Annotated in this window: 13 protein-coding genes; 6 read left to right on the forward strand and 7 right to left on the reverse strand. The window is 51.6% G+C overall.

Features of this window, described 5'->3' with window-relative positions; translation table 11 throughout:
- Positions 1-80 precede the first annotated feature (80 nt).
- Both Q1A54_RS01585 and Q1A54_RS01590 read right to left on the reverse strand, forming a co-directional pair.
- A complete protein-coding gene (locus tag Q1A54_RS01585) occupies positions 81-1268 on the reverse strand; it encodes a porin (RefSeq protein WP_299984583.1) in 1188 nt (395 codons plus the stop codon).
- A gap of 292 nt (positions 1269-1560) precedes the next feature.
- Positions 1561-2853, reverse strand: coding sequence for a porin (locus Q1A54_RS01590; protein ID WP_299984585.1), 1293 nt, complete (start codon positions 2851-2853; stop codon positions 1561-1563).
- 521 nt (positions 2854-3374) lie between these two features.
- On the opposite strand from Q1A54_RS01590, the gene Q1A54_RS01595 reads away from it, so the two are divergent.
- Both Q1A54_RS01595 and Q1A54_RS01600 read left to right on the forward strand, forming a co-directional pair.
- Positions 3375-6173 (forward strand): TonB-dependent receptor, encoded by a 2799-nt coding sequence (locus Q1A54_RS01595; protein WP_299984587.1) that lies wholly within the window; start codon positions 3375-3377, stop codon positions 6171-6173.
- 50 nt (positions 6174-6223) lie between these two features.
- Positions 6224-7576, forward strand: a complete 1353-nt coding sequence (locus Q1A54_RS01600; RefSeq protein ID WP_299984589.1) for a T9SS C-terminal target domain-containing protein — start codon at positions 6224-6226, stop codon at positions 7574-7576.
- Between the two features lie 180 nt (positions 7577-7756).
- On the opposite strand, the gene Q1A54_RS01605 is transcribed toward Q1A54_RS01600, so the two are convergent.
- The 5 genes from Q1A54_RS01605 to Q1A54_RS01625 all read right to left on the reverse strand — a co-directional run bounded on the left by Q1A54_RS01605 (position 7757) and on the right by Q1A54_RS01625 (position 12013).
- Positions 7757-7939, reverse strand: a complete 183-nt coding sequence (locus tag Q1A54_RS01605; RefSeq protein ID WP_299984591.1) for a hypothetical protein — start codon at positions 7937-7939, stop codon at positions 7757-7759.
- Between the two features lie 280 nt (positions 7940-8219).
- Entirely contained in the window at positions 8220-9212 is a 993-nt protein-coding gene (locus Q1A54_RS01610; RefSeq protein ID WP_196120153.1) for a MoxR family ATPase, read from the reverse strand.
- 112 nt (positions 9213-9324) lie between these two features.
- Positions 9325-9789, reverse strand: coding sequence for a hypothetical protein (locus Q1A54_RS01615; RefSeq protein ID WP_196120151.1), 465 nt, complete (start codon positions 9787-9789; stop codon positions 9325-9327).
- Between the two features lie 370 nt (positions 9790-10159).
- Positions 10160-10546, reverse strand: a complete 387-nt coding sequence (locus Q1A54_RS01620) for a hypothetical protein (RefSeq protein WP_007660960.1) — start codon at positions 10544-10546, stop codon at positions 10160-10162.
- Between the two features lie 306 nt (positions 10547-10852).
- On the reverse strand, positions 10853-12013 hold the full coding sequence (locus tag Q1A54_RS01625; protein WP_299984597.1) for a hypothetical protein: 1161 nt from the start codon (positions 12011-12013) through the stop codon (positions 10853-10855).
- Positions 12014-12048: 35 nt separating this feature from the next.
- On the opposite strand from Q1A54_RS01625, the gene Q1A54_RS01630 reads away from it, so the two are divergent.
- The 4 genes from Q1A54_RS01630 to recO all read left to right on the forward strand — a co-directional run bounded on the left by Q1A54_RS01630 (position 12049) and on the right by recO (position 16098).
- Complete coding sequence (locus Q1A54_RS01630; RefSeq protein ID WP_299984599.1) at positions 12049-12372, forward strand: 2Fe-2S iron-sulfur cluster-binding protein; 324 nt, start codon at positions 12049-12051, stop codon at positions 12370-12372.
- 25 nt (positions 12373-12397) lie between these two features.
- Positions 12398-12991, forward strand: a complete 594-nt coding sequence (locus Q1A54_RS01635) for a thymidine kinase (protein ID WP_196120143.1) — start codon at positions 12398-12400, stop codon at positions 12989-12991.
- A gap of 89 nt (positions 12992-13080) precedes the next feature.
- Entirely contained in the window at positions 13081-15387 is a 2307-nt protein-coding gene (locus Q1A54_RS01640; protein WP_299984600.1) for a T9SS type A sorting domain-containing protein, read from the forward strand.
- Positions 15388-16098 (forward strand): DNA repair protein RecO, encoded by a 711-nt coding sequence (gene recO / locus Q1A54_RS01645; RefSeq protein WP_299984602.1) that lies wholly within the window; start codon positions 15388-15390, stop codon positions 16096-16098. It begins immediately after the preceding gene.
- Positions 16099-16142 lie beyond the last annotated feature (44 nt).

The following is a 16142-nucleotide window of genomic DNA, read 5'->3' on the forward strand; positions in this document are numbered from 1 at the left end:
TTTATAAGATGAGTGTGATCGGTTTTTGTTGAATTGTACTATGTTATGCGGATATACTGTTTTGGTAATCAGGGAGTTGTTTAGAAAGCTAATTCCATTTGCAGCCTGAACTGAGTTTGGTCTTCGCGTTCTGCTTCCTGTATGAATGTTACGTCACTCTGAACCTTGAGCGAGTGCCCCACAATATACCTGGACACACCCAGGGTATACTGCTCCTGATTTCGCAGTCCCGTTTCGGCTGTCGGATTATAGTCGGTGTAGCGGCCGGCTACTTCCCAGTTGCTCGGCATCAGGTAGCCTGCCTGCAGGTTTAGGGCGGTGCCTGTTACAAAGGTTTCTGCCACGCCGCCAAACTCGTCTCGCAGTACCACTGGCCCAGTCGGAGCTTTTCGGTTGGCATACTCACCCATGGCCGAAAAGCCACGGTACTTGAACATGGCGTCTACGAACCAGGTGCGCAAGGTGCGTGTTTCGCTCAGGAAGTCGCCAAGCTGTGCCTGTTCGCGTGCGGCATTGTTATTATAGTCGTAGGAAGTGGCCAGCGAAAGTTTAGGTGTTTGCTCACGCTCGATGTCGCTGCTCACGTAATCGCCGTTGCCTTCAAACTCGCCGAAGGGCAGTAGTTCAACACGGCCTGTATAATTATAGCCACCTGAGTTGTTGACGGTAATATCACGCCCTTCGCCCATCGAGATTGCCCCGATCTCTCGCAATACAACCTGCCCCAGCTGGTGCTGGTGGTGTAGCTGCAAGCCGGCGTCGCGGTCAAGGTTGAAGCGGGAATTGAGCAGGCTGCGGTCTACGAACTGAAGTTTCTGTGAAGAGATCACCCGTTCCCGGTTACCCGGCAGTTTGGTCTGGCCTACCCACAGCCGCAGGTTAGGGGTGAGCGCCCACTTGGCCACAGCATCCAGTATAATGTTGTCGGCATTGTTGGTCACGTCGGGTACATCGCTGCCGATATCGCTGTTGCTTAAACCAAGCTCTATTTTATACACGAGCCGTGGCGAAAAGGCAAAACCATCAAATTTGAGGCGTGACCGTCGCACAAGGAAGCGGTCTTCCCAGTTTTTTGTATTCGGGTCGTAGCCGCCCTGGTATTGCAGCTGGAAGCGAGCCCCAAGTTGCAGACTGAAGGAAGAGTCGGCTGCAATGAACTGTAGTCCTTTGCCAAACGTGCTTTTATTTATGGTCTGAGCTTGTGTGCTGAAGGTGCTGAGGCAGATGATGAAGAGTGCTAAGAGCACTCTTGTGGTGTAGTGGTTCACGTGCTGTATTAGTTAAGGTGAGAATTAAGCTAATGCCATGCAATTGTTTTGGGTTAAGCTGCGGTAGTCTACGCCGCGCCTTGTTTTTGTTTTTTCAGGATTCACTATGGGTAGTCAGGCCATGTATGCTGTTCCTGAATCACGCTACAAAATAACGCCTCTAGTATTACCTCAAGGTTATGGCCATATTACGAATATGTTAAGGTTTGGGGTATGCCGGGGAGTTTAGGTATAAAGCACAGCAGCCGCTGGCTCCCGTGAACCAGCGGCTGCATAAGGTATAGCGCTCACCTTAAAAATTAAACTGAGCCTGCAGTCGTAGGCGGCTGCCGTGCTGGCTGTTGTTGAAGTTCTGGGCATTGCGGATGGTACGGTCGCCGATGCTGTAGTCAGCCGTTAGCTCCACACTCTTGTGTACCAGCCACTCTACGCCAATCTCGGTTTCATATACGCTGTAGCTGGGCGCGTCGCGCTCGTGCTTTTTGCCGCCTTCATAGTGCTGCAGCTTCACGAAAGGGATGATCACCTGCGATCCGACTTCTTTGCGGTACATGGCCTGTGCGTAGCCGCCGTGCAGACTCTTCACCTCAATCGCATTGGTCTCTGGGTTGAATTCCGGACCACGGCCTACATTGTATTCCGCCTGAAAACCGAATGGCTGCGGGTATACGACTAGTGTTGCTGCGATGCGCTCGTCATCAAAACCATCTTTCAGGTACTTCTCGGCTATACCTACGCCTGGCGAAAGTTGGTCCGGCGTAACGGTGTACTTGCCTTTGTAAGCCTGAATACCGGGCTCAATAATTTGCTTGTTGCCCACCAGCAATGGGTAAGAGAAGCGGGTAACCACGTGCTGGGTGTTATTGGCCTCAGGGCGGTTGGCCGTTTGGCCGTTAAAGATACCGATGCCGAACACGCCATAGTTTCCAGATCCCTTCAAGCCAGCGCTTGTCAGCATCTCAAAGCGATCCTGTATTACCTCGGGCGTCCAGTAAAAGAAAATGCCCAGGTCACGCTCGTTGGCTATAGCACTGTTCAGGCCGTCGTTCCGGTCAAGGGCCAGACGGTTGCTACTCGACTGCAGGTTCTCGAAACCATAAGGAATTTTGCTTTGCCCCACCCGGAAACGGTATACCTTGTCTTTGTCGAGCGACACGTCAAAGTAGGCGTCGCGGAGCTGCAGGAAGTGCAGGGCGTTAGAAGAAGGTGAGGAAGCGAAGTCAGGCTGGATGTAGATCGAAAGCCGATCGCTCACATCACCGCTGAAGATCAGGCGACCACGACGCAAAAACACGCCACCACCCTCACCAAGGGATTTATCGCACTGGTCGCACTTGAGGTTGGGATTGGTTTCAAGCAGGCGGTTGTAGCGCACCTGGGCATAGCCACGGAGTGAGATTCTTTCATACCAGGCCTTCTTTTTAGGAGCTTCCTGCACTGCCGCCGGGGCTGGCTGCTGCACAACCACTGACGTGTTTTGTACAGTGGCAGTGTCTGTCGTCTGGGCCTTGGTTTCTTTTGAAAACAAAAAGCCTGTAGCTAGCCCTGCTGCGAGGACAGCACGCGTTACGGTTGTTACCTTCATCTTTGGGTGAGTATGGGTTACTAAAGCCTTAGTCTGTTTCCGCTGCGGAGTCTACTCGCTTTGGGAAGGCTCTGTTGAATCTGAAAAAGAGCTATGTGTTTGATTCATAACACTTTTTTGTTTTCAACGCTGCAAAGGTCGGGTGCTAATGTTACTCGTCTGTTATGGCTATGTTAAGTTTATGTTACCAAAAGCGTGAGTAGGTATGAATCTGTTTTGGGAATAGGTATGGGCGCTGATTTGGAGGGAAGCCATGGGCCTGCATGATCAGCAGGTGGTAAAGGTAAATTTCAGACTACAGAGATAGCAGGGGAAGAGAAATGGCCGTTGGCTATAGCTGTTTGGGAGCGCTCTTATACGTGTATTACACTAATAAGGAGTAACCGGGTTATCACTTTGCGGATACTTAACAGTGACTTAACAAAGCACCTCGATCTTTAACAGTTTAGTAACCGGGCGGTAATTTTAGCTTAAAAGGCCGATTCTACTTTTGCAGCGAGACTAAGATACAGTTAAGCGCAATGAAATCACTTTTAACAATTCTCACCATCCTGGCCACTTCCATTTATGGTTTTGCTCAACAAGGCACGCTGGCAGGAAAAGTAACTGACAAAGCAAACGGAGAGGCCATCATCGGAGCCGTAGTCTTTATTAAAGGCTCTTCTAAAGGTACAGTAACAGATTACGAAGGCAGGTATAGCCTTCCGCTTGAAGCTGGCCTGTACCAGATCTCCATCACCTCGCTTTCTTACAAACCTACCGAGCACACTAATATTAAAATAGAAGTAGGCAAGACTACCACCCTGGATGTGCAGATCGAGCAGAACAGCACCCAGCTACAGGCCGTGACCATTGTAGGTACCCGCCAAACAAACACCGAGCTGGCCCTGATGGAAAACATGCGGCAGAGCGAAGTGGTGGTGAGCGGGGTATCGGGCGAGCAGATAGCCAAGTCGCTGGACCGCGATGCTGCCGAGACCGTGAAGCGTATACCTGGGGTTACCATCATGAACGACCGCTACGTGGTGATCCGGGGTATGAACCAGCGTTATAATACCGTGATGCTGAACGACGCCCTTACGCCGAGCACCGAGCCTGACGCCAAGGCCTTTTCTTTCGATATTCTGCCGACCAGCGTGATCGACCGCATCATGATCTACAAGAACGGTTCGCCGGAACTGCCGGGCGAGTTTGGTGGTGGTGTGATCAAGATATATACCCGCAACGTGGTGGACGAAGATAAAACTTCCATCTCTTTCTCGAGCTCTTACCGCTCCGGAACGACTTTCCGCAACTTCAATACCTATAACGGCAGCAAAACCGACTTCCTTGGTTTCGACAATGGCTACCGCGCTATACCTAAGAGCTTCCCCGACAACCTGAACAATGTAAACCAGGAGCAGCGCAGTGTGCTGGGGCGCGACCTGCCAAACTCATGGGCTCCCGAGCTGGTGTCGGCTATACCTGACATGCGCTTTTCGTTTGGTCTGAACCGCCGCCTGGACATTGGCTCCGTTCGCCTGAGCAATGTGTCTGCAGTATCATACAGCAACACCCGCACCAACACCGTAGGTACCCGCGACACCTATCTGTCTTTTATACCTGAGTTGGGTCGCAGCGAGCGCCAGTTCAGCTTCAACGACGAAGTATCAGCGCACAATGTGCGACTGGGAGTGATCCACAACTGGACAGCCCGCCTCAGCAACAACCATAAACTGGAGTTCCGCAACCTGTTCAACCAACTAGGCAGCAGCGAGGTGCTTCGCCGCGAAGGTATAGACTTCTCTAACGCCAATCAGGAGCAGCTCAATTACTCGCTGCGCTACGAAAGCCGCACCATCTACTCCGGCCAGTTGCAAGGCACACACGACCTCAACGACGAGAAAAGTACCCTGACCTGGACGGGTGGCTACGCTTACACCAACCGCAACGAGCCTGACTACCGCCGCTTCCGCACCTTCCGTGGCGCGGGCTCTGCCGGTCCTTACGAAATGACCTATAAGTTCACCCCAAGCCTGAACGATGCCGGCCGCTTCTACTCCGAGCTTGACGAAAACACGGTGATGGCCAATACGCAATTTGAGCACCGTTTTAGCACAGCTGATTCTACGGCCGAGCATGCTCCGAAAGTGAGAGTGGGTTTATACGCTGAGCGCAAGTTGCGTAACTACGACTCCCGCTACTTCTCTTACATACCTGCCAACAGTAGTACTTTCGATAACAGCATACTTTTTCAGCCTTACGATCAGGTGTTTGCGCCGGAGAACATCAATAGCCAAACTGGCTGGAGAGTAGAAGAAGACGCGAACCCGCAGAACAACTACGAAGCGCAGAGCAACTTGCTGGCAGGTTATGTGGGCGGTGCCACACCGCTTACGGGTGCGCTGTCGGTGTCGGGTGGGGTGCGTGTGGAGTATAACCAGCAGGAACTCCGCTCTGTGAACCTGGATGGCTCGCGCCTGAACAGGATGAACCCGGTGCTGAGTGTGCTGCCTGCGGCGAACTTCACTTATACCTTCAATCCGAAGTCTATGCTACGAGCTGGTGCGAGTATCAGCGTTAACCGTCCGGAGTTCCGTGAGCTAGCCCCGGCCCCTTACTACGACTTCATCAATTTGCTGGAAGTGACGGGTAATCCGAATCTGGAGACAGCCACGATCTACAACGGTGACCTGCGCTACGAATTCTACCCGAATCCAACCGAGATCCTGTCACTGGGCGTGTTCTACAAGTACTTCAATGAGCCAATCGAGACGGTATTCCAGAACACGAGCGGCGCCAACAGCATTACTTTCGATAACGCCCGCCAAGCTTATAGCTATGGCCTAGAGGCAGAGGTGCGCAAGTCACTGCTGGGCCTGACAGCATCACCAATGATAGACAACCTGTCGCTGGTACTGAATGCCGCGCTGGTACAGAGCCGTGTGCAACTGGACGAGAAGTACGACAACCAGAGCACCGAAAGACCGATGATGGGGCAATCGCCATACGTGGTAAACACTGGCCTCTACTATCAGGATGACGCCCGCCAGCTGCAGTTCAGCATGCTCTACAATGTGATCGGTACCCGCATCTTCGCGGTAGGTAGCAACCTGCGCCCGACCGTGTTCGAACTGCCGCGCAACGTGATTGACTTCTCCGTGACCAAAGCATTCGGCCAGAACCTGGAGCTGAAGGCAGGTATACAGGACATCCTCAACCAGAAGACGCGCCTGATACAGGACTCCAACGACGACGCTAAAATCACAGGTATAGACGAGTCCTTCCGCGAGTTCCGCAAAGGCCGCTACGCCACGCTGGGTGTTACATACAAGTTCTAAAACTGATTTCCCTATAGAAAACCAAACCCATATACCTTAATTCATTACTTATGAAAAAGCTATTTAATTTATTACTGGTTGCTGTTGTTTCAGTTTCCTTTTTCGCCTGCGACAAGGACGACGACCCAGGAACTACAACACCAAAAGGCATCGAATTTACGATGGTTCAGGAAAGCGGCATGATGGCTGTTTCAGGCTCTACCGAAGAAGACTTCACCATGAAAGCCGGCACAAAATACCTGCTGAAGGGCTTCGTGTATGTAAAAGACGGTGCTACACTCACCATTGAGCCGGGTACTATCATCATGGGTGATAAGAACTCAAAGGGCACCCTGATTGTGGAACGTGGTGGTAAGATCATGGCGCAAGGCACAAAAGAGAAACCTATCGTATTTACATCAGCTCAGCCTGCAGGCCAGCGTGCCGCTGGTGACTGGGGTGGCCTGATTATCCTGGGCAAGGCTCCTGTTAACCTCGGTAACAATGCCCGTATCGAAGGTGGTGTGGACCGTGAATACGGTGGCACAGATGCCAACGATAACTCCGGCGTGCTGAAGTATGTGCGTATCGAATTCTCAGGTATAGCCTTCCAGCCAGACAACGAAATCAACGGCCTGACAATGGGCGGTGTAGGCGCTGGTACTACAGTGGATTATGTGCAGGTTTCTTACTGCGGTGATGATGCTTTCGAGATGTTCGGTGGCACGGTAAACGCTAAGCACCTGATCGCTTACAAGACTGTGGATGATATGTTCGACACGGACAACGGCTACTCTGGCAAACTACAGTTCCTGCTGGGTATCTCTGACCCGAACATGGCGGACGTATCTGGTTCAAACGGTTTTGAGTCGGATGGTGATGCCCAGGGCTCTGATGCTACGCCGAAGACTTCCGCGATCTTCTCTAATGTGAGCTTGTTCGGACCGAGAGCTACAGAAAGCACGCAGTTCAACAGCAACTTCAAGCGCGCGATGCATATCCGTCGTAACAGCAACATTCAGGTACACAACTCATTATTCGCTGGCTGGCCAACAGGCTTGCTGCTGGACGGTACGAAGTCACAGGCCAATGCCACAGCAGGTACGCTGGCTATCAAAAACACAGTAATCTCGGGTTCTCAGAATGCCCTGACAGTAGAGAGCGGCAGCACATTTGATGTGGCGGCCTGGTTCAATGCGGCAGATAAAGGCAATAATGTAGTGGCGGATAATGCTTCGCTTAACATCAGCGGTGGCTTCAACCAGACATCCCGCCCGGTGCTGACAGGCAACAGCCTGCAGAGCGGTGCTAGCTTCGAGGGTATGGACAACTTCTTTGAGCGTGTGACTTACAGAGGTGCTTTCGGTTCTGAAGACTGGACAGCTGGTTGGGCTAACTTCGACCCGAACAACACAGCTTACTAAGAGCTAAAAATACGGATTGCGCATAATGGGTGAGATCAATTGCGACAGTCCATAGTAGTGTGGCTTAGTCTCCCACACTACGCCCAAGACCCGCCTCGTAAGAGCGGGTCTTTTTTGTGCCCATACCTGTAGGAGTGTTAGAGCACAGGTATAGCTGATCTATATCTGTCAGGCTATACCTTAAAAATCAGTAACAGAGCTAGTGTCGCCGCCCAGGTACTGAAACAGAAAGTAGGCCAGCACAGCCAGCACAATGATGCCAATACAGCCGATGCCGCCACAGCCACCACGACCTCTGCCGCCGCCACCTCTACCCCCGAATAATTTACTCAACATCCAGAATTTGAATAGGCCTCTTAACATAGTTTATACCTTAGGTGGAACACATATAACCCAACAGACTTTTGCCCGTCAGGAGTTAAAGGTTACGCGAAGGCGGGCATAGGAGTTGAGTAAGCAGGTATAGGGCTGTATGCTTCATGGGTCTAATTGCGTGTGGGACGCAGTTTGGGAATAGTGCTCCGTGCGTATTGACACAAAGCTTTTCTGAACATAACTGGAGCATAATCCAGCGAGTTGAAGATTAACAGCCCCGGCCATAAGTATAGCCGGGGCTGTTATGTGGTACTGGTATAGCTGGAATTTAGCTGATCGGCACTTTTCTTAAAATCGCCTCGATGAAATCCTTCGTGCGAATGCCATCTGCCTCTGCTTCGTAGTTGAGGATAATACGGTGGTTCATGACATCATGCGCCACTTCTTTGATGTCTTCAGGTAACACGTAGTCGCGGTCGTCGAAGTAAGCGATGGCTTTAGCGGCACGGTTGAGGGCAATGCTGGCTCGCGGCGATACGCCAAACTGGATGTAGTCGGCAAACTCGTTCAGATCGTATTCGGCCGGGCGGCGGGTCGCAAACACAAGCTCAATGATGTACTTCTCGAGCGTCTCTGATATCTGCACCTGGTTTATTTCGCTGCGAATGGCGAAGATGTCTTCCTTGGACAGGACCTTGTTCACATTGTCATTGAAAGCCATGTTGGCCATACGGCGCATGATCTCCAGCTCGTCCGCTTTCTTCGGGTAGTCAATGTATACCTTCATCATAAAGCGGTCGACCTGTGCCTCAGGCAATGGGTAGGTACCCTCGTGCTCCACTGGGTTCTGGGTAGCCAGTACTAGGAATGGCAGGTCGAGCATGTAGGTTGTTTCGCCAATCGTTACCTGCTTCTCCTGCATCGCTTCCAGCAGAGCCGACTGTACCTTGGCAGGGGAGCGGTTCACTTCGTCCGCCAGAATCAGGTTGGCGAAGATCGGACCTTTCTTTACTTCAAACTGGGACGCATTCTGGTTATAAATCATGGTGCCGATCAGGTCGGCAGGCAGGAGGTCCGGGGTGAACTGAATACGCTGAAAGTCGAGGCGCAGGGCGCGGGCCAGTGAGTTAATGGTAAGGGTTTTGGCGAGGCCAGGTACGCCTTCCAGCAAGATGTGGCCGCCGGTAAAAAGACCGATTAAAAGGCGGTTCACCATATAGGACTGTCCCACTACTACTTTCCCCACTTCCTGAAAAACCTGCTTTATCTTCTGCTGGTGGTCTTTCACCTGGTCCGGATATACTAATTCGTCTGCTGGCATAGCTCAATGGCATTTAAAGGCCCTAAATATAGTGATTCTAAGGGAGGGGCGCAATTAATTGCGTTTGGCTATGCCGCTATGGTATAAGGAGGGTTAAAAAGAAAAGAGCGCCCTAAGCGCTCCTTTTATGTTCTGTCTCAAATATGATGGAGTTTTGAGCCTGTTTCTTCAATGCTTCCATGCGCTCTCGTTTGGCTTGTCGTACCAGCTCTATCATGCTGTTTAGCCTGTTCTCCTCCACATCTTCGATCGGCAAAATCATAGTGGTATGAGGGGATTCAATGTGGATGCGGTGTTGCCGCGTCATCAGGTACAGCATCAGGAAAAAGCCGCTTAGCAGGGCAAAGGCATCGTTAAAATAAACGAAAAAAGCCGAAACGACACTAAAAGCAAGGTATAGGGATTTGCCTGTGGCTTTAATTTGCCACGAAGTGATATCTTCGAGCATCACAGACTGGTAGGTTTTGAAAAGCCAGTTGTTCTGCCGTAAAATGACGCGATGGGTGGTAAGTGTCAGCTTCTTATCCACTGTCTGGATAAGGTGCCTTTCTCCACCAAGAAGTCGTGTTACTGCCATTCCTGATGGAGCATTAAGTTTGTTTATTTTCGTGTTGAGTCGTAGCGAGTGTATCACAGCTAAAAATTGGTGTTATCTATACCCAGGATTCCCGGAAGCACCAAAGGGTTGCATGCAAGTCCGGAACAAAGTTAAATAAATAATAATTCTTATACGAAGCCAATTAGCGCTGTATAGGTTTTATTATAATTTCATCCCAGTGGTACTATACCTACGGCAAGTAGCTTTTTAGGATTGTAAATTAGTCTGCAAAAAGTTTGCCCAATTGAGTAATTTGTAATAAAAATTAAAAATAAATTATATTTATATATAGAAGAAGCCGCTCTAAACGTTTAGAGCGGCTTCTTCTATAAGTGCTTTCGGGTTATTTCTAGGCAGTTAGGTAAAATTCTCCTTCGTGGCCATGCGCACGCTGGTTCTTGAAGCGACCAATATCAGTCTGCATATTCTCGTAAATTTCCAAAATCTCTTCTGAATCCTGTGTCAACGGTTTTATGTGCTCAAGCAGTAATTTAGCCGCCAGCGGATAAAACTTGGAGTCGTCCGTATTCTTGGCATTTACTTTAAAACTGCTTACATGCGTTTCCAGCTTTTTCAGGCTAGGGTGTTCGCCCTTGAACTCCTGTATGGTGTCGCGAAGCTTCTCCCGTATCATCAGGTACAAATCCTCTTCGAAGGTCATCCCGAAGTCATCATCCTCCTCTTCATCATCGAAGCTGTAATCTAAGTCTTCATCGTAATCGAAATCGTCTCTCATGGCTGATAATAAGGTTATTTTGAATTGTTAGTACGCACAGTTGTTCTTTGGGTGTTGCATAAAGTATACTGTTTTCTTTCCGAACAGATACATAAAAGCAGGGCAGCATCTGATTTAAGCTCCCAAAGAAAATGCATAAATAATGTTTCGTATTCGTTTTTGCAATGCCTCAGGGCACACCTGTATTGAATTATTTTGCTGTTGAAAAAATGTGGCGGGATATTGAATTGAGATTAAAGCGGATAAGCATAAAAAAAGACCTGCTCCCGAAGGAGAGGTCTTCTTTGTAAAGTAGGCTGCCTGGGTTTAGGAGAACTTGCGTTCGATCAGGCGGAGCAGTTTGTTTACGCTGTCCTGCTTCTTGCTCCAGTCATACTTGCGGGCCAGGTCATGAGTGACAAAGTGCATCGCCTCTTCCGGGCTTCTGAACTGGTCTAGCTGCTGGATGGTGTTATAGTAGGTCATGTTGTCGCCGTCGAACAGCTCGTTGATGAAGCTGAAACGCTGGTTGATCGAGATAGAGTTTTTAAGCGACTCAATCTTGCGGTTGCTCAGAGAATCGGCTACTGAAGAGGAAGCAGGTTTGCTGAACTTCTCATTCATAGTCGGACGCTCCGCCTTAAAGCGCTCGTTCAGGTTACTGTCCGGGATGGCGGCAGGTCTGGGCGCAGCTGCTACTGGCGCTGATGCAGGCATTGCTACTGGCGCGGGAGAAGGCGCGGCCACCGGAGCAGACGCTTCTCGTTGCGCCATATGGATAGGCGCTACTACATCTTTTTCCTCCATGGGAGCGGCCGGGGTAGGCTTGGCCAGCGAAGCCGCATAAGCCGCCAGAGGCGAGATCTGCTCCTGTCTGATCTCTTCTTCTGTAATTGACAGCAGGCTGTTGAATGCTTCCAGTACCTCTGACAGCGGCGCAATGCCATCGCGATTGGCGTTCAGGTATAGCCTGAAGCGGCTCAGGATATAATCGCGGTCGCGGTTGGAAGGAGAGAGCGTGCCTATAAAGCCTGTAAACAGTTGTTTGTCCAGGTCAATGTATTTTAGGTTCTCCTGCAGTTTGGGCAGGGTGATGTCTTCCTGAATGCGCAGGAATTTCTCTTCGAAAGTGGCTACCGGTGCCAGCTTGAGCAGGAATGTGTCGTAGATCGCCTTCTGAAGGAGCGGCTCAAAAGCATCACGCTTGATCAGGATCTTGCGCGATAGCACATTCATAAAGTTGAGCAGCGCTTCCTTTACCTCTTCATGCTCATAGTCAAAGTAGGGGCTGCGCAAGTTGGCCATTTCGTGGTGCCACTTGAGCAGGAGCTCTTTTATTACAAACAAATTGACCTGTTTAATGGGCGTAAAGCCAATTAGTTGGGGTCCGTTAATCGTGTCGTGCGCAGCAAAGTGACGGTCACAAAGTACATTTGCCAGTTCTTTGCTGTAACGTTCAAGCCTTAATTGATTATATTTGTCTTCCATTGGTATACCTTTCTTTCGTAAAGTTAATAAATAATATGCCAAACTTAACGGTGCAAAACCTGTTCGATCGGCAGGTGGAAGTGGCACCCGGCCAAACGCTGCTGAAGGCCATTCAAGCCGAGGGCATCGACTGGATGCACGCCTGCGGAGCCAAGGGGCGCTGCACCACCTGCCGCATTATTGTGCAGGAGGGGCTGGAGCACTTCGGGCCGCTCACCGACAGCGAACAACGCTACCGTGACAGGGGCCGCCTACAAGCTAACGAAAGACTGACCTGCCAGTGTACATTAGTAAGCGGAGATGCCCAGGGCCGCGTGCCCCGGCAGACCATGCTCCCGCACATGAAGTATAGCAACTAGCCAATCAGCCATTACGAAATAGTACATGTTTATAGAACCGCGCGTAGGTAACGAGAACCACGCAATCAGAAGAGGGTGGATAGAGGTGATCTGCGGATCGATGTTTTCGGGGAAGACCGAGGAGCTGATCCGGCGACTGAACAGGGCCAAGATCGCCAAGCAGAAGGTGGAGATATTCAAGCCGACTATCGACAAGCGCTATCACGAAGAGGATGTGGTGTCGCACAATGCCAATGCCATACGCTCTACGCCGATAGACTTTGCGCAGGACATGCTGCTATTGGGCGGCAGCTGCGATGTGGTAGGTATAGATGAGGCGCAGTTCTTTGACGACGGCCTGGCCGAGGTATGCGTGAAGCTGGCCAACAGTGGCGTGCGTGTGATCGCCGCCGGCCTGGACATGGACTACCTGGGCAAACCCTTTGGACCGATGCCGGCTTTGATGGCGGTGGCCGAGTACGTAACCAAGGTGCATGCCATCTGTGTACAGTGCGGTGATATTGCGACTTATTCTTACCGCAATGCTTTATCAGAGCAGCAGGTGCTGCTGGGCGAAACGGAATCTTACGAAGCCCGCTGCCGCCACTGCTTCCAGGAAGGTATCAAACAAAAGAAATAACGCTAGTGCTATACCTGTGGCCAGTGCCGCAGTGCGTTGCATATGATTCCTGATAAAATTAGCGAGACCTATACCTAACTTTTATACCTGTGCCGAAGCTGCTTTTGCGTTTGCTATACCTGTCTGTCGTGCTGCTTTGGCTGCCGGCACTGGTGCAGGCACAGAGTCCGGTAGGTATAGGGCAGTGGCAGCTGCACGTGCCTTATACCCAAGGCAGGGCCGTGGCCGATGCCGGTGACCGCGTATACCTGGCAGCCGATCAGGGCCTTTTCTATTATGACAAGGAGTACCGGAATGTGCAGCCTGTCACCCGCATCGACGGACTGAGTGAGCAGCGCATCAGCACCATTGGCTACGATCCGGAAACAGCTACACTTGTTATCGCCTACGCCAACGCCAACATCGACCTGCTGCAGGAGAACCGCATTGTCAATCTGCCTTCCATCCTGCGCCTTGCCGTCGACGGGGACAAAACCATTCATCATATTCACATCCATTACAAAACAGCCTACCTCTCCACAGCTTTTGGCGTGGTGGTGGTTGACCTGGCCCGGCAGGAGATTAAAGACACCTATGCTAATCTGGGGCCAAGTGGTGAACGCCTGGCTATAAAAGCAAGCACCGTACAAGGCGACTGGTTATACCTGATGACGGACCGGCAGGTATGGCGTGCCAACCGTCTGACAAGCAACCTCAAAGATTTCCGCAGTTGGCAGGCAGTGTCTACTGGCCTTCCACAAAATGCTAACCTAACTGCCATGGCCTCTTTTCAGGATCAGGTATACCTGGCAGTGGCAGGTCACGGACTTGGGATACTCCGGCAAGGCGCTTTGGAGTCAGTGCCTATACCTGAGCTTGGTACTATTGCGCACTTACAAGCTTCTGCCAATTACCTGCTAGGGGTTACAGAAGAGGGCGTTTTGCTGGTCGACAACCGTGGTACAGCTTCCATGTTAGAGCACCAAGCTATACAGTCTCCGCGCATGGCAGTGCAGGACGATAAGGGCACCACCTGGATCGCTGACAGGAATAAAGGCTTAGTCGCCAGGGGGCTTGGGAGTGATGTAATGGCCTTCGCGCCGCCAGGTCCTGCGTCAAGCAACAGCTTCCGGGTGGCTGCTGGCAATGGGGTGGTGTATGTGCTCAGCGGAGGCTACAGCGATAATTACCAGCCCCTCAACCGCACTGATGGCTACTACGGTTACCAGGGCGGGCAATGGTATAACAACAGCCCTGCTTTATCACCGTCAGGTGGCACGCCGCTCCGAGACTTTGTGGATGCAGTCTACAATCCGGTGACGGGACATGTATACATGGCGACATACGGGAATGGCTTGCTGGTCTGGAAAGGAGAGGAGCAACCGCTACTCTACAATGGCACTAACAGCACGCTGCTCAGCACGCAGCCAACTACCGACCGCACCGAGCAGGTACGCCTGACTGATGTGGCCGTGGATGCTGCCGGGCAGGTATGGGTGGTGAACCGCCATCGGGTAGCCGGTGCGCTGGGCTTGCATGTGCTGCGTCCGGACGGGGAGTGGCAGGGGTTCAACCTGCCAGATATAGCCGATAACAACAACTTGGAACGACTGGCGATAGACGATAATGGGTACAAGTGGTTGAGTATTAGCCATACAGGTAATGTGCGTAACGGCTTGGTAGTGTACGACGAGGCAAGACAGCAGGTGCGGGAGCTCAGGGCAGGTGCTGGCAATGGCAACCTGCCAAGCGGTGCCGTGCACAGCATCACCAAGGACCTGAACGGCGACATGTGGATCGGCACATCAGCGGGAGTGGGTGTATTTTATAGTACGGCCGCTGTGTTCGCTGGTCAGGTGTACGATGCCCGAATCCCGATCATTGAGGGACGGCCGCTGCTCGGTGGGCAACTGGTGCGCGACATTGCCGTGGACGGTGCCAACCGCAAGTGGATGGCAACCGACAACGGACTCTGGCTCTTCAGCCCGGATGGGGATCGCCTGCTGCAGCATTTTACCATGCAGAACAGTCCACTGCCTTCTAATAGAGTATTGTCAGTAGCTATAGAGCATAGCTCAGGCGAAGTGTTTGTGGTGACAGATGAAGGTATAGCTTCTTATCGTTCAGGCGCTACGATTACAGAAGGCAAACCTGAGTGCGCCCAGGTATACCCGAACCCGGTAAGGCCTGATTATACTGGTCTGATTGGCGTGTCCGGATTGCCAAACAACGCCGATGTGCGCATCACCGACATCAACGGCACGCTGGTGTACAAAGTCAAAGCCACTGGTGGCACGCTCACCTGGGATGCCCGCGGGTACAACGGCAAGCGCGTAAAAGCCGGCGTATACCTGGTCTTCGCAGCTGACCGCGAGGCACGTCAAACCTGTATCACTAAAATAGCCGTACTGGAGTAAATGTTAGTCAAGACAAGAGGCATCGTACTCAACTATATCAAGTTTCGCGAGTCGTCGATCATCGCCAAGGTATACACCGAGCAACTGGGCGTGCAGTCGTACATCGTGAACAGCGTGCGCAAAAAAGGCACAGGCTCCCGTATTGCCCTGTTCCAGCCTTTCACGCTGCTCGATATGGTGGTCTATACCTCACACAAAGGCGGCCTGACACGCATCTCTGAATATAAGAGCGCCTACCCCTTCTCGACCATACCCTTTGACATCCGCAAGAGTAGCATTCTGTTGTTTCTGTCTGAAATGGTGTCACGCACGATCAAAGAGGAGGAGGAGAACCCTGCGCTGTTTCATTTCCTATTCAATGCCATCATTGAATTCGACGAGTTGCAGGAGCATTTCGAAAATTTTCACCTGATCTTCCTGCTGCACCTGAGCCACCACCTGGGTTTTGGGCCGAGCAGCGGAACTGAGATTGTGGAGCAAGTGGCCTTCTCGCCTAATGCGCAGTCGCTCACCGACGCCCCGCCGGTGCTGGCACTGCAGGCTTACGAGCAGCTTTTTGACCAGCTGCTGCATACGCCGGCGCAGGCAACTATACCGAACGGCAAGGTGCGCCGCGAGATGCTTTCTATCCTGATCCGCTATTATCAGCTCCATGTTGAGCGACTGGGAGAGATCAAGTCACTGGCAATCCTTTCGGAAGTGCTGAGCTGATAAACAGAAAAGGCGATGCATCGAGCATCGCCTTTTCTGTTTAG

The organism is uncultured Pontibacter sp., assembly GCF_947502515.1.
In the GTDB taxonomy this organism is placed as follows: domain Bacteria; phylum Bacteroidota; class Bacteroidia; order Cytophagales; family Hymenobacteraceae; genus Pontibacter.